The organism is Stenotrophomonas sp. BR163, assembly GCF_047520985.2.
Classification (GTDB): domain Bacteria; phylum Pseudomonadota; class Gammaproteobacteria; order Xanthomonadales; family Xanthomonadaceae; genus Stenotrophomonas; species Stenotrophomonas sepilia.
In genome coordinates, this window is the sequence record NZ_JAXBRE020000008.1 from 61,297 (window position 1) to 75,481 (window position 14,185).

At 61.3% G+C, this 14,185-nt stretch carries 10 protein-coding genes and 1 tRNA gene; 1 reads left to right on the forward strand and 10 read right to left on the reverse strand.

The genetic code is table 11. The annotated features are described in order from the left end of the window. Nucleotides 1-8: 8 nt before the first annotated feature. The 10 genes from ACM0PY_RS08970 to dtd form a co-directional block, all read right to left on the reverse strand. Nucleotides 9-2,039, reverse strand: a complete 2,031-nt coding sequence (locus ACM0PY_RS08970) for a hypothetical protein (protein WP_414609401.1) — start codon at nucleotides 2,037-2,039, stop codon at nucleotides 9-11. Between the two features lie 18 nt (nucleotides 2,040-2,057). Further along, a complete protein-coding gene (locus tag ACM0PY_RS08975) occupies nucleotides 2,058-3,023 on the reverse strand; it encodes a peptidoglycan-binding domain-containing protein (RefSeq protein ID WP_099470534.1) in 966 nt (321 codons plus the stop codon). 549 nt (nucleotides 3,024-3,572) lie between these two features. Further along, complete coding sequence (locus ACM0PY_RS08980; RefSeq protein ID WP_242899334.1) at nucleotides 3,573-5,015, reverse strand: ATP-binding protein; 1,443 nt, start codon at nucleotides 5,013-5,015, stop codon at nucleotides 3,573-3,575. Between the two features lie 5 nt (nucleotides 5,016-5,020). After that, a complete protein-coding gene (locus tag ACM0PY_RS08985) occupies nucleotides 5,021-7,513 on the reverse strand; it encodes an Hsp70 family protein (protein ID WP_099470508.1) in 2,493 nt (830 codons plus the stop codon). Continuing rightward, entirely contained in the window at nucleotides 7,510-7,881 is a 372-nt protein-coding gene (locus ACM0PY_RS08990) for a hypothetical protein (protein WP_099470533.1), read from the reverse strand. The genes ACM0PY_RS08985 and ACM0PY_RS08990 overlap by 4 nt, the downstream gene beginning before the upstream one ends. A gap of 461 nt (nucleotides 7,882-8,342) precedes the next feature. Next, on the reverse strand, nucleotides 8,343-9,521 hold the full coding sequence (locus tag ACM0PY_RS08995) for a tyrosine-type recombinase/integrase (protein ID WP_099470507.1): 1,179 nt from the start codon (nucleotides 9,519-9,521) through the stop codon (nucleotides 8,343-8,345). 180 nt (nucleotides 9,522-9,701) lie between these two features. After that, nucleotides 9,702-9,777: transfer RNA gene (locus tag ACM0PY_RS09000), tRNA-Ile, on the reverse strand. 40 nt (nucleotides 9,778-9,817) lie between these two features. Next, nucleotides 9,818-10,147 (reverse strand): hypothetical protein, encoded by a 330-nt coding sequence (locus ACM0PY_RS09005; protein WP_111200417.1) that lies wholly within the window; start codon nucleotides 10,145-10,147, stop codon nucleotides 9,818-9,820. Between the two features lie 590 nt (nucleotides 10,148-10,737). Beyond that, nucleotides 10,738-12,591: an RNA polymerase sigma factor RpoD gene (gene rpoD, locus ACM0PY_RS09010; protein ID WP_005419586.1), complete on the reverse strand. Its 1,854-nt coding sequence runs from the start codon at nucleotides 12,589-12,591 to the stop codon at nucleotides 10,738-10,740. Between the two features lie 90 nt (nucleotides 12,592-12,681). Then, nucleotides 12,682-13,122, reverse strand: coding sequence for a D-aminoacyl-tRNA deacylase (gene dtd, locus ACM0PY_RS09015; protein WP_005419588.1), 441 nt, complete (start codon nucleotides 13,120-13,122; stop codon nucleotides 12,682-12,684). Nucleotides 13,123-13,183: 61 nt separating this feature from the next. Between dtd and ACM0PY_RS09020 the strand changes: the two genes are divergently transcribed. Next, nucleotides 13,184-14,104 carry a lauroyl acyltransferase gene (locus ACM0PY_RS09020; RefSeq protein WP_005419590.1) on the forward strand — a complete coding sequence of 307 codons (921 nt, stop codon included), beginning with the start codon at nucleotides 13,184-13,186 and terminating at the stop codon, nucleotides 14,102-14,104. Nucleotides 14,105-14,185: the final 81 nt, after the last annotated feature.

Genomic DNA, 14,185 nt, shown 5'->3' on the forward strand with positions numbered 1-14,185 from the left:
GGGCTAAATCACTGCAACACATCACTCAGTCGGCGCATGCCCGGCTTCTTGAAGGCCATGCGTATGGCTTGCTCCAGAATGTGGGTGTTCGCTCCATGAATGTAGGAAATACCGGTGTTGACCTTCTTGTCGTCCTTGGCTCCGATGCAGAACGAGCCGTCGGCGCTCCACACATGGACTTGGCCCCATGAGCAGCGCACCTTCTCGTTCGAGCCGAGGAACTTGCGCTTCACCAGCGTGATGCCGTCGTCGTGCAGGAGCGCATCGCCGAAGTACAGATCACGTCCAGCCTTCAAGGCTTCGAGCATCTCGGTGAGCAGGCGCACGCAGACTGCCCGCCAGAGCTTGTCGATGAACGTGTTGTAGATATCCTGCTTTTTCAGCTCCACGACCGCTTCGGAATTCCGGTTTCCAAATGCAATCGTGTAGGTCGTCCCCGTGGGTACACCGTTGACGGAATGGTTGACGCCGCCCCAGCGAACGCGCGTGATCGTGTCGAGCGGGAAATTCTGGCCTTTCCACGAGGCACCTTGGGGCGAGATGCTCAAGGTGTCCTTGAACATGACGCCAATCTCAGCGCGGTAGGTGATTTCGCGCTCCCACTCGCCCTGACGCGCTGCGGCCTGCTTGCGCTGCTGGAAGATGTCTGCGAGCGCGTCCGCGTCTTCCTCGGCGCGATCCGAAATCTCCGGCACTTCGGAAAAAAGTTCCTGAATCAGTCCGGTCAGCCGCTGCGACTGGGCGAGCATGTCATGCTCGTTGAACAGGTCGATGGCGAGGCTACGAATCTTGTAGGCCAAGTCGCGGCTTGCCTCGTGGTCGATGCCGCGCGCCTTCGAACTCAACTGGATGGGCTGCGCGATCTTGTCCCAATTGCGCGCAACGGCATCGAGCTTGTCCACATAGGGCTTGACGGCAGCCTCACCGGAACCCGCATGATCTCTGGCGGCCTTGATGAGTTTGTGGACGTTCTCGGCCTCTTTTTGCAGCACGCCTTGGGTTTCCACCTCGTAGCTGTCAACAAGATCATCAATCAGCCCCGGTGCATGATCCTCGCCGCCGGAGGTCACGCCATCCACGGTTTCGGTCATCACTTGGATGAGCGTCATCGGCGGCAGCCGGTCAAGCGCATCCTTGATGGCAGTCCGGTAATACCGCTTGCGCTCCGTCAGCTCGGCCTCGATTTGGTCGAGCGCACGCACTTCCGGAAAGCCCGATGCGGTTCGATCCTCATTGATGTCGCGCAGCACATCCTCTGGGTATAGTTCCTCCGCAAGGTACGCGGTCTCCATAATGAATTCGGCCAAGTCGTCTACATCGTGCTTGCCATCCACGGCTTCGAACGCAGCGGCCAGCAAATTCAGATGGGCGAGCGTCGGGAGGCTCGATTCCTCTCGGATCGCCATCGGATCGCTGATCAGGTTCTCGACCAACTGGGTGGCCTTGCGTGGCGAGACGCCGGGAAGCCACGCGATCTCTGCATTCAGGCGTGTGCGCGGGTTCGTCAGGTCGGAGCGTGCCTTCTGGCAAACGTCGTGATCCAGTTCCAGCGACTTTTCTTCAGTCAACTCGACGATGCGTCTGCGGTTGTCGCGGATCGTTACGCCCAAGACCGCAAACGCCGACTGATGTAGTGCAGTCGTGGTGAGGCGAGATTGCGGCTTGACTGGAATTGGCGGCGGAGCCGTCCTCTGGGCAGTAGGGGGAACGGGTGGCGGTCGCTGAGTCGTTGCCGAGCCTGGTGGTGCAGGCGCAGGCGCGGATGATGTTGTCGATTGAGCGCGAAGCATCGCAAGAAGCTGCGGGTCTTTCAGCGCCTCCAGAGCCTGAACAAGCGCCTCGCGGGGGACGGACAGTTTCTGGCCGTTGCGCAGTTCGTGGCTGTACTGCGCCAGTTGATCTTTGGACGACAGATGGTCGGACAGCGCCAGCGAGACGGCGTATTCGCTACTTGTTTGAGGCGCAGCACCACATTGCCGGCAGGCGACGAGTGCGCCGGATTTCGCGGAACCACATTTGAAGCAGATCGCCATTGCCATAACTTCGCTCGCTCACCATCACCGTAGTCTTGCCAACTGCTCAGACAAACATCTGTTGTATGCCGCTGGCCCATTGACATATTTGTCCGTTGAGCAGGCAGACTCAATTGACCCTCTATCTGCCGCCGAAAGCCTGGATAAATCCGGCCCGCCTCCCTGTTGATCTAGTGCTGCGAGTTGGGTGTTGAGGCATCTGTTGTAGGCAGCGGGGCCATTGACATACTTGTCTGTTGAGCATGCCGCTTCGATAGACTGCCGTTCAGAATTGGAAAGACGGGATAGATCGGGTCTTCTGCTCCCTTGCCCAGACATGGCCGAAAGTTGACGCGCTAGACATTGGTTGTAGGCCGCAGGCCCATTGACATACTTGTCAGTCGAACAAGCGGCCTCAATGGACTGCTGTTCTGCGGAAGACAAAGAACTAAGGTTTGGCCGCCGCACACCTGCTGCCAAAGCTGCTTTTTGGCGATCCACGCACGTTCGATACGCAGCAGGGCCATTGACGTACTTGTCTGTTGAGCACGCTGCCTCAAGCGAAGCGGCCTCTGCGGATGACAACTGAACTGGGGTGCTGACGGGGCGGCTATCTACTGATGGAGTTGATGTGAGGGCAGGAGCACGTTGTAGCTGAAGCAGCAACGCTTGATCTGCCACTCCCGTCGCAGCCAAGCCTCTGTCCTGCTGGAATGCGATGATTGCTGAACGAGTATCTCTGCCCATCAGTCCGTCAGCAGCGCCAGCTTCGTAGCCAAGTTCATTGAGTTTGCTCTGGATAGCTTGCACGGTTACGTCCGCCGCTGGGCGAGATGGCTCTTGAGGCGATAGCGACCCCGTGGGACTGCGAGTAAACCTGCTCCTACCTTCGGATTGAAGTTGACTCCGGTATGGCTCAATGTCTCGTTGAGCGCTGGTCAAATCATTGCGCCCTCGATTGTTGGTGTGATATCGAAATGAACTGCAACGGCTGTTGTAGTCGGCCACCATCGCGTTGAAGCGATCCACATCGGCATCGACGTAGTTATTGACGGCGGACTTCGTGGCATCCAGGCGAATGTCTTCGGCCAAGCAATACCGAATCTGCTCCCGTGAGAGCACGAGGTCTTGGCCGACCGGCGGCTTGGTCTCAACCGGCCGTGATGGTGCTTGTGGCTGCGATGGTGGCGTATAGCTCGGCGCGGCGCTTTGCGTTGGTGGTGAGTAGCTGGGCGCTGAGGAGGTTGTTGGCTTGTCTGCCTGACCGATCAACCAAAGCACTCCGAAGACGGCGGCAATGCCCAACACCCACTTGCCGCCGGATGAGCCGGAGGACGGCTGCGGAGGTTCTTGATAGGTTTGACGCTGGCTCGGTTGCGGCTGTGGCTGCGGTTGAGCAGGCTGCGGAGCCGGGCGCGGGGCACTCAGCGCAGCGGCAGCAGGTTCCTTCTTTGCAGCGGGAGGCGGCGTCGTGTCCACATCGGACACAAGCGAGGAGAGGCCTGCAAAGCCTCTGCCTTCTTCTTTTTTGTCGTTTTCTCCCCCAGCCACACCTATCTCCTAAATGAATCCGATCCGTCGCTTTGTCTCAGCGCCACCCTCACGTTCCCGTGCCGGTGACGAGTGCAAGGCGGCCAGCAAGCTGGCCTGATCCAGCCGATCTTTGCCGCCGCGTGCCGCCAGTCGCGCGCCTTCGCGCACCACGAAAGAGACGTCCGACAGTGGCCTGCCCGCCAGTTCCTTCGCCAGCGGCTTGGCGTCCACGTCCGCTTCCTTCGGCAACGAGGACAGTAGGTTGTCCAGTAACGCCTGCACCTCGACCTGGCTGGCGAAATCCACCTTGATGAGGTGATCGAAACGCCCACGGCGCTGGATGGCTGGGTCGATCATCTCGATGCGGTTCGTCATGGCGATGATCAGCACGTCGTTCTTCGCTGCCTCCGGAATACGGCGCAGGAACTCGGCTACTTCCTCCACGCGGTGATGACCCGACCCCATCTCGCGGTCGGCAAGGAACGCTTCCATCTCGTCGATCACCAGCACGGACGGCGCGCTCTCCATCGCCTTGTCGAACACCTGCGCGACCTTCTTGCTGGTCTCGTGGATGTACGGGCTGGCGACGCTGGAGGCATCGATCTGGAAACTCGGCCAGCCGAGGAAGTCCACCAGCCGGTCAACCGCGAAGGTTTTGCCGCAACCCGGAGGGCCGTGCAGGATCACCGCCGACGGGAATTCGATGCCGAGCGCCTTGTAGCGGTCACGGTGCAGGATGATGTCAACGATGTGTTCGTTGAAGAAGGCGGCCAGTTCGGGACGCCCGGCGAGTTCGAAGACCTTGTCGGGTTCGGGCGCACTGCGCTTGGTCTCGACCTTTTCTTCAGCGGGAGCGGCCTCGGTATTCTCGGTTGGCGCTTCCGGCTTGCGTTCGAGCGGGATGAGTTCGCCCACCTCGAACCCCGCCGCCTGCACGACATCCTTCAAGTGGCCTGCACCGATCCAGCTCATGTTCTGGCGCAATCTGCGGAAAGCGGAAGCCGGAATACTCGTTCCACCCGTCAGCCAGTAACCGAGCACGACATCATCGCCGGTGCAGGAACTGATGCTGTAGGTTGGCAGCAGGCGGGTGATCTTTTCGACGTAGAGCGCGTCTTGCAACGGCGATTCCGCATCGATGTCGCGCGTGGCCTTCAACGCCAAGGCGAACGACAGCGCCTCGGCCTTGTTGTCAGGGGATTTCGCTTCGCTGACCGGCAACAGGGTCTGGCTTGGCGCGCATGAGATGGCTCGTAACGGCCGATCTCCGAACCGGAAGGCGTCGAACGTGCCCTCGTCAATCAGTCCTGCGTCTTGCCAGCGAACGCCCAGATCGTCGTGGACGACCAGCGCACGACCGCCGCCTTGGGTGTCGTACACCTGCCAATCCGCGCCCTCGAACAAGGCGACGCGAACCTTCGCGCCGTCTGGCAGTTTGAATCCAATAGGGAGCCATGCATCGAGAGCCATGAGGATCAACTCCGAACGATATTGGCACCGGCCATCATGTCGTCATCACCCGCAGAGCCAACTTGAATCGAGAAAAGCTGGCCAACCACTGCTCGCAATTTGTCGATGTCATTGGCCTTGATGGCTTCGGTTCCGTGCGCCACAAGCTGTGCGTGCTCTCTGGCGTCAGAGAAAAGGTAACTGGCTTGAGCCATACGTTTGAAGTGATCGATCACGAACCAGTCCTGACGCCACAGGATCATGAAGTTGCGACTGCGCAGATCGTCCAGGTGCGATTCAAAATCGCTGCTGTTGTTGTCGAGAGCGCGTTGCGCCGTCTTCACCAAGTTGTCGAACGCCGATGCTTCGGTGGGACGGGCATGCTGGCGCACGGCCTTCTCGAAGAAATCGACCGCCCTGTCCAGTTCAAGCTGACGGATGTCCTTCAGGTGTTCCTTGCGTGTCAGCGCCAGCAGGCGCTTGGCTTCCTGCACGTTGTCCATCGCCTGCTTCGCCGTTTCTGGGTCAGCCTCGCCGGACTCGATGGTGCTGGCCTGTTCCAGCTTCTCGCGGGCCTGCTCCAGACGCGGGTCATCCACCTTCGAGGCCATTTCTTCCAGACGTTCGAGTGTGTGCTCGGACTGCTCCTGAATGTTTCTGGCCTGATTGGTGTAGTCGAGCTTGCCCTCTTGACTGGAGTAGAAGTTGCGCCCGCTCTGGAACGAGCCGCTGATGGAGGGAACCGAAACCTCCAAGATGATGTTGCCGGAGTCGAGCACTTCAAACTCGCAGACCAGCTCCGCCCCTGCCGCGATGACACCATCATCGAAATCCGTTCCCTTGATCTCGAACATGCCGATGAAGCGGTTGTCGGTGATGGGGTCGGAGATTTCACCTTCCCACAGCTTGAACTTGATCGACCCAGCGCTTCCGCCCTTGAGCGACTCACCCGCCTTGAAGGACTTCTTGCCTTTCTTGGGCAACTGGTCACCTTCACGGATCAGATAGTCCAACACCAAGCGCCCGCCAACTTTGTCGCGGGCTTCCACGCCAATGGAGTGCGATGCTGGGATGGCATCGATGCTGGCGGCAGTGCGCGCGATGACGATCTTGTCCTCACCCAAGGCAACGGGTGCGCCGTTCGAGTCGAACACGAACACCTTGAAGATGTTGTCGCCGGGCTTGGCCAGGCTGAGTTCGACGCTTGCGCCGTCCTTCAGCGCGACGCGACCGGATGACCAGCCCGTGTCGAGGCTGTCGATCTGGAACTCGACACCCGCGGGCGCGAGCCCACCGAGCTTGGCGACGATCTTCGCCCTCGGCTCCGGCGTGCGCGCGATGTAGTTGAACGATAGGTCGAGCGCACCACCGGCACTGAGCGCGCCACGTGCGCTTTTGCGTCCACGGCTTTGCGAAGCCCAGTCGATGGATTCGGCAAATACCGCCGCGCCTTCGGCAACCGCCGTCATCGGGTTCACGTCGGTGGATGGCGCGATGCCCAGCTCAAAAGCAACTTTGTCGCGCAAGTTTTTGTACTGAGCTGGCCCACCCACGAAGACGATCCGCTCAACGTCGTGAGAACTCAAGCCTGCCTTCTCAATGCTCTCTCGGGTGGCCTGAATGGACTCATCTACCTTGGACGCAATCAAACCGTCGTACAAAGTCCGGCTGATCGGGATGTCAAGGTAGATTTCTTCGCCAGCTTGGTCACGTACACCCAACTCGTTCTCAGCAAGGCTGATCACAGACTCTTCGCTCTGCGACAACGCGATTTTGGCTTTTTCAGCAGCCCAAGTCGCAATGGTGCGGAGTGACTTGTACTGTGAATTGGATGCGAGATCTTCCGGCAGATCAAAGTTGTCGAGCAGCCACGGTTTGACGACGTTGTCGAACAGAATGCGGTCGAAATCCCGTCCGCCGCACATGGCAATGCCGCCATGAGCAAGCAGGTTCACTCGACCGCCAATGCTCTCCGCAATGGCGACATCCAGCGTGCCACCACCAATGTCGTACACAACAAAAATACCGTCGTTCTTCCGCTGGCGCATGACGCTCATCACGGCAGCGACTGGCTCCTGCATCAACGCAACCCGTCCAAGCCCAGCCGCATCGGCGGCGGCCATCGTGGCGTCCTTCTGCATTTGGTTGAACGCGGCCGGAACGGTGATGACGCTGCCCGTGTCGCCATCGCCACGAATCTCCTCCGGCAGATAGCCAAAGAGTGAGCGCAACACCTCCGCGGAACATTCTTCCGGCGTCATCGTGAGATTGACCGCGGGCAGCTTCACGGGGGTGCTTGTGCCCATGAGGCGCTTGAACAGCACAGCCGCGTTATCGGGATTCTTTGCGGCGCTGTTGTAGGCACGCGAACCGACGTACTTATTACCGCGCCGGTCGATGAAGATGGCCGAAGGCGTTACATCGTGCTGCTCAGGACTCTTGTAGAGGTGAATCTTTTCACCATCAAACGAGCAGATGGCACTGTTGGTCGTGCCGAGATCGATACCGACGTATTTCATGCCTCCACCTTCCTGAGCATTACCGTGCCTTCTTTGCGCAGCCCTTTCGGCCCCATGATGATCGGCTCCAGCATCTGCTCGACGAGCAACACATCGTCCGGGGCGAAATCCCCCAAGTTCAAGGCAGAAGCCGCCATCCCTGCGTCGTAGGGTTGTCCCTCGACATTGACCAGCTTCAGACCGTTTGAGTCCAGGCTTTCCTCGACCTTCTTCTGGAAGTAGCGGATCTGGTTGATGTAGCGGCCTGACTCGCCCGCGTCTAGCTTGCCGACCACCTTCCCGAACAGACGCGAGAAGCGCCAACTCTCGACAGCAATGTCGATCAGCGATTGCTCCATCTGCTCATTGGTTTCGCCCTGACTTGTCATCATGCCCCCTACTGAGAAACTTGTTGGCGTTCCAGATCGGCTCCCCCGGGCACCCAGCTTGGAGATGACCCGCGTGGAGAATTCCCCGGATCGGCCAGATCGTTAGCGCCGTCCGAGCGGACCTAGCGACGCCCTCTTTCTCTGCCACCGCACCCCCTACGAATGGCGGGAAAAAAGCACTTAAAATCCGCCGCTTGCACCCCATTAGACGGCTTTCGATGGCAAGTATAGCGCCCTTGCGGGTCCAGTTCATGCAAGACCAGCGGCCGAACACGGGCTAGACAGGCCGGATATTGGCGCTTGCCTGTCCCGGATTTGAAGAGGGCATGGTTAATCGATATTGGCGCCGCCGAAAAGGAGTAAACCCCCATCGGAAAGGAAGGCTGCTAGTTCATGCAGCGGAACTGCGTCGAGACAGAAGGCGACGGTCCGGTTTGGGCGTTTGAAGCGCGGACGCTCCACTATGCGTTGCGCCTGAGCTCATCCAAGTAGTTTGCCCAAGCCTGCATCATCTTCCTGCGCTCTTCCAGGTGAGTAGTCCGGTTGTACGCCCGCCCCAGCGGATCCCGGACCGCATGGGCGAGCTGATGCTCGATGAAATCCGGCCTGAACCCAAGCACCTCGTCCAGCAATGTTCGCGCCATGGCCCGAAAGCCATGGGCAGTCATCATTGTGCCGTCGAACCCGAGGTTCCGTAGAGCGGCGTTTATCGTGTTCTCACTGATCGGCCTCTGGACGCTCCGCACGCTCGGAAAAACGTACTGGCTTTTCCTTGCATAGGGTCGGACATCTTCCAGAAGTTCGACTACCTGCCCAGCCAGGGGAACGATGTGCTGGGTCTGGGTCTTGCTGGTGATGTAACGCCACTCAGCAGCACCCAGGTCGATATCCTCCCAGCGCGCCGCGCGGAGCTCGCCCGGCCTGACGAACAGGAGTGCCGAAAGCTTGAGCGCGGCGGAGACGATGGGCGACCCTTGGTAGCCGTAGATCGCCTTGAGAAGCTTTGCTACCTCCTCTGGCTCAGTCAGGCTGGAGAAGTGCTTGGTTTTCGTAGGGGTCAGCGCACCGGCAAGACTCAGGGCGGGGTTGTTCTCTGCACGGCCGGTGGCGATGGCATAGCGAAAGACCATGCCCGCGGCGGCGCGAGCCCGATGCGCCGTCTCGACTGCTCCACGGGCCTCGATCTTCCGGAGGGCCTTGAGCAGGATTGGCGCAGTCACGCTCCGAACGGGCAGATCACCGATACTCCCCAGATCGCGTTCCAGCATCCGGCGCTCCCGAACGACTGACCCAGGGGTCAGCTTCGTGGCCCGTTGCGTCACCAGTTCCTCAGCAAGCGCGCCAAAGGTATTGCCGGCCTCTTCCTCCTGTGCCGCTCGCTCGATCTTCACCACCAGGCCCGGGTCCATGCCCTTCTTGAGCTGGGCCCGGGCCTTGTCCCGCTCGGCGCGAGCTTCGGCCAATGAGATCGCCGGGTAGTCCCCGATGGTGAGCATGTTCGCCTTGCCGGCGAACCGGTACCGATAGCGCCAGATCCTGGCTCCAGAAGGCCTCACCTCGACGCACAGCCCATTGGCATCGGCGAGGCGATAGACCTTGCCCTGAGGCTTGAGGCTGCGCAGCTTGGTGTCTGTCAACATGGCTGTGAGTAACGGATATGTGAGTAAGCGGAGATCTTCCGATCATCTTACTCGCACCGTTACTCACGTTCCAGCTGGATGGAGGCGCACGCGACCGGACCCGGCCGGACACGAAACCACTGGATTACGGCCGTTTTGCTAGGATATTCGGACTGATCTGGACGCTGTCGGATCAGTAGATGGTGGGCCCACCAGGATTCGAACCTGGAACCAAGGGATTATGAGTCCCCTGCTCTAACCGTTGAGCTATAGGCCCTGCGCAGCGTCACAGTGTAGTGGAGGCCGCGCTCGATCGGCTACCCGGCAGCAGCAAGAGCCTCAGCAACACGCCCCAACCGCTTCTCCGCCGCTTCCGCGAACCACATCTGCCGCCGCAGATGTGCCTGGAACAGCGCCACCGTCCGCCTGGCCTCTTCCAGTCCCTTCTGGTTGCCGCCGTCAGAGCCCTCGACCAGTTCCGCACCTGACAACGTCAGCAACGCCAACGTCGCTCGTCGTGCGAACCCCAATGGGTCCTCGCGCTCATCACGCAGCACATCGTCCCAGTCCAACAACGGGGGAAAGTCGCAGCCACGCGTATCCGAGACACCCCAGCCGCACCCACCGCCAATCTCCGTCAGCCCCATACTCACTCTCCTACGATTCGTCGAACCTCTTCCGCCTCCTGTTGAGAGAGGCGACCGGGTGCTTCAACACGGTCGTAGGGCCGCCCGCAGCTTTTCCCCTTGCAGGGTCTTGTATGGCTGCGCGCCACCCGGCCAGAAACCCTTGGCTCACCGGAATGGCGAGTGTTGCGGATTGACCTTGGATTGCCTGCTGTTGCGGCAGACAGTCCGCCTACGACGGTGTGTTGAGCACCTGCGGAGGACTGTGTGGAAGAGAAGGTAGTGGCTTCAATTGGCGATTGCGACAGCGTCTGCGCGCAGCACTCGAAGCTGGGTACTTGGATCGTTGAGCCACTTGGACTTCGGCCGGGTGACGGTCTCCTGCGACGATGAATCGCGGCGAAGGTTTCAACAATTCTCAGGCCAGTTGCGTCACATGGTGCGGCAAGCAACCGACACCTGTTGAGAAGATCTGCCGGATACGTCATCGCGAACAGCAGCCGAGCATGGCTCGGCTCTACAGAAAAGCAGGAAGGGCACGCGCAACGCCCAGAAAAGAAAAACCCCGCACCAGGCGGGGTTTCTCTCAACGCTTCAACAGCCGCTGGCTATCAATCGATATCCAGGAAGCTGCGCAGCTGCTCCGAACGGCTCGGGTGACGCAGCTTGCGCAGGGCCTTCGCTTCGATCTGGCGGATGCGCTCGCGGGTCACGTCGAACTGCTTGCCGACCTCTTCCAGCGTGTGGTCGGTGTTCATGTCGATGCCGAAGCGCATGCGCAGCACCTTGGCTTCCCTCGGGGTGAGGCCGGCCAGCACGTCGCGAACGGTTTCGGACAAGTTGATGTTGGTGGTGTTCTCGATCGGGGACTCCACGTTGGTGTCCTCGATGAAGTCGCCCAGATGGGAATCCTCGTCGTCGCCGATCGGGGTTTCCATCGAGATCGGCTCCTTGGCGATCTTCATCACCTTGCGGATCTTGTCTTCCGGCATGTCCATTTCCTTGGCCAGCTCCTCCGGCGTAGCCTCGCGGCCGTACTGCTGGAGCATCTGGCGGGAAATGCGGTTCAACTTGTTGATCGTCTCGATCATGTGCACCGGAATACGGATGGTGCGCGCCTGGTCGGCGATCGAGCGGGTGATCGCCTGGCGGATCCACCAGGTGGCGTAGGTCGAGAACTTGTAGCCGCGGCGGTACTCGAACTTGTCCACGGCCTTCATCAGGCCGATGTTGCCTTCCTGGATCAGGTCGAGGAACTGCAGGCCACGGTTGGTGTACTTCTTGGCAATCGAGATCACCAGGCGCAGGTTGGCCTCGACCATTTCCTTCTTGGCCTTGCGCGCCTTGGCTTCGCCGTAGGCCATGGCACGGCTGATTTCCTTCAGCTCTTCCAGGTCCAGCTGGGTCAGCTTCTCGATGTCGATCGTCGCCTGCTGTTCGGCGATGATCTGGTCCTTCACTTCGCGCAGGGCCGACGACCACTTCTGCTTGCGCTTCAGTGCGTCTTCCACCCACTCCAGGTTGGTCTGGTTGCCTTCCCAGGAACGGATGAAGTCCTTGCGCGGCATGCGCGCGGTGACGGTGGCCAGGTTCAGCACACGGCGCTCATGCGACTTGATGTCGGCCATGGTGTCGCGCAGCTGCTTGGTAAGCACGTCGGTCAGCGGCAGCGGCAGCTTCAGGGTGACGAACACCGCCGACATCTCTTCGCGCAGGCGCGGCAGGTTCTTCTTGTCGCCCTTGGTCGCGGCCTTCTTGAAAGCGTTGAAGGCATCGCTCAGTGCCTGCATGCGCGCGGCGACTTCCTCCGGATCCGGACCGGTCGGTGCGGCTTCTTCATCGCCACCGTCGACATCGTCGTCCTCGTCCTCGTCGCCTTCGGCGTCCGCATCGGCGCTGTCATCGGCAACGACCGCCGGCGGTGCCGGCTCTTCATCGACCAGGTCGTTGAAGCCGACGATCACTTCGGCCAGGCGCTTCTTGCCTTCCTTGTGGGCTTCGTAGTCGTTCAGCAGCGACTCGACCGAAACCGGGAACTGGCCCAGGGCCGCCTGGACCTGCGAAAGGCCTTCCTCGATGCGCTTGGCGATGGCGATTTCGCCTTCGCGGGTCAGCAGCTCGACGGTGCCCATTTCGCGCATGTACATGCGCACCGGGTCGGTGGTACGGCCACCTTCGGTGTCGAGCGCGCTCAGCGCGGCGGCAGCTTCTTCAGCCGCGGTGTCATCGACTTCGCGGTTGCCGGTGTTGCCATCGTTGAGAAGCAGGGTTTCCACATCCGGCGCAACTTCATGGACATCAATGCCCATGCCGTTGATCATGCCGATGATGTCTTCGATCTGTTCCGGGTCGACCATGTCGTCCGGCAGATGGTCATTGACTTCGGCGTAGGTCAGGTAGCCCTGTTCCAGGCCCTTGCTGATCAGTTGCTTGATTTCGGATTGGGCAGGACGTTCGTTGGCCATGTAGTGCTCGCGCCACCGGCTAGGGAGAAATAGGGAACGTAGCATTATACCAGCCCGGGGCCCCGCCTGCCGGGCGGTGGTCCCGCAGGCTCAGGGCCTGAGAAGGAAGGTCACGGGACCGTCATTGACCAGGCTGACGACCATATGGGCACCAAATCGGCCCGTTTCCACCCCGGGCGCGTGATTTTCACGACAGATCTCGACAAATCGATTGAACCCGCGTTCAGCCTCGTCCGGCGGTGCGGCGGTCGTGAAACTGGGGCGCATGCCCGAACGGGTATCGGCGGCCAGGGTGAACTGGCTGACCAGCAGCAGGCCGCCGCCGGTGTCGCGCAGCGACCGGTTCATCTTCCCGGCCTCGTCGGCGAACACCCGGTAGCCCAGCAGGCGCTCGGCCATCCGTCGCAACTGGGCCTCGGTATCGCCCGGTTCCATGCCGACCAGGGCCAGCAGGCCGGGGCCGATCTGCCCCACCACTTCCTGGTCGACATGGACGGCGGCCTGGCTGACGCGCTGGATCAGGACGAGCATCGTGGGCTTCCAATGAACAGGGCCGGCCACGATAGCAGCGCCCTTGGCTAAACTGGCGCCGATGAATCCGCAACGCAAAGCCCGGCTGGTCTACCGCGCCACCACCCTGTTCGCCCGCCTGCCCTGGCCAGTGCTGCGGGGGTTCGCGCATGCCCTGGCGTGGACGTGGGTCCGTCTCAACGCTCGCGAGAGCCGCGTCACCCGGCGCAACCTGGAACTGGCCTACCCGGAACTGGACGGTCCGGCGCGCGACCGCCTGCACCGCGAGCTGCTGCGCTCCACTGCCCTGCAGGCCATCGAGACGCTGCGGCTCTGGAGCCAGAGGCCGGCCGACAACCTGCGCCTGCACCTGAAGCAGCGCCACGGCGAAGCCCTGTACGACGCGGCGCTGGCCAGCGGCAAGGGCGTGATCGTGGCCGCCCCCCACTTCGGCAACTGGGAGCTGCTGAACCAGTGGCTGGCCTCGCGCGGGCACATCGCCATCGTCTACAAGCCACCGGAGGACGAGGCCAGCGACGCCTTCCTGCAGCTGGTGCGGGGCGGCCAGAACGTGCAGCAGGTGCGCGCCGAGGGCCCCGCCGTGCGCCAGCTGTTCAAGGTGCTCAAGGACGGTGGTGCCACCGGCATCCTGCCCGACCAGCAACCCAAGGCCGGCGACGGCGTGTTCGTGCCGTTCTTCGGCGTGCAGGCACTGACCATGACCCTGGTCAACCGGCTGGCCGAGCGCACCGGCGCCACCGTGCTGTATGGCTGGTGCGAGCGCATCGGGCCGGACATGGAATTCGCCCTGCACATCGAGCCGACCGACCCGGCCGTGGCCGACCCGGACCCGCAGGTGGCGGCCACCGCGCTCAACGCCGGCATCGAGCGCATCGCCCGCCGCGACCCGACGCAGTACCAGTGGACCTACAAGCGCTATACGCTGCGGCCACCGGGCAGCGGCGAGGAAGACCCGTACGCGACCGAAGAGCATCCGCACTGACGGTCGCACCACGCGGGCCCGTCCGGCCCCTGCGACCGGCGGCCGCACCACGTTGAATACGACGCCGTCGCCCCCATAGAG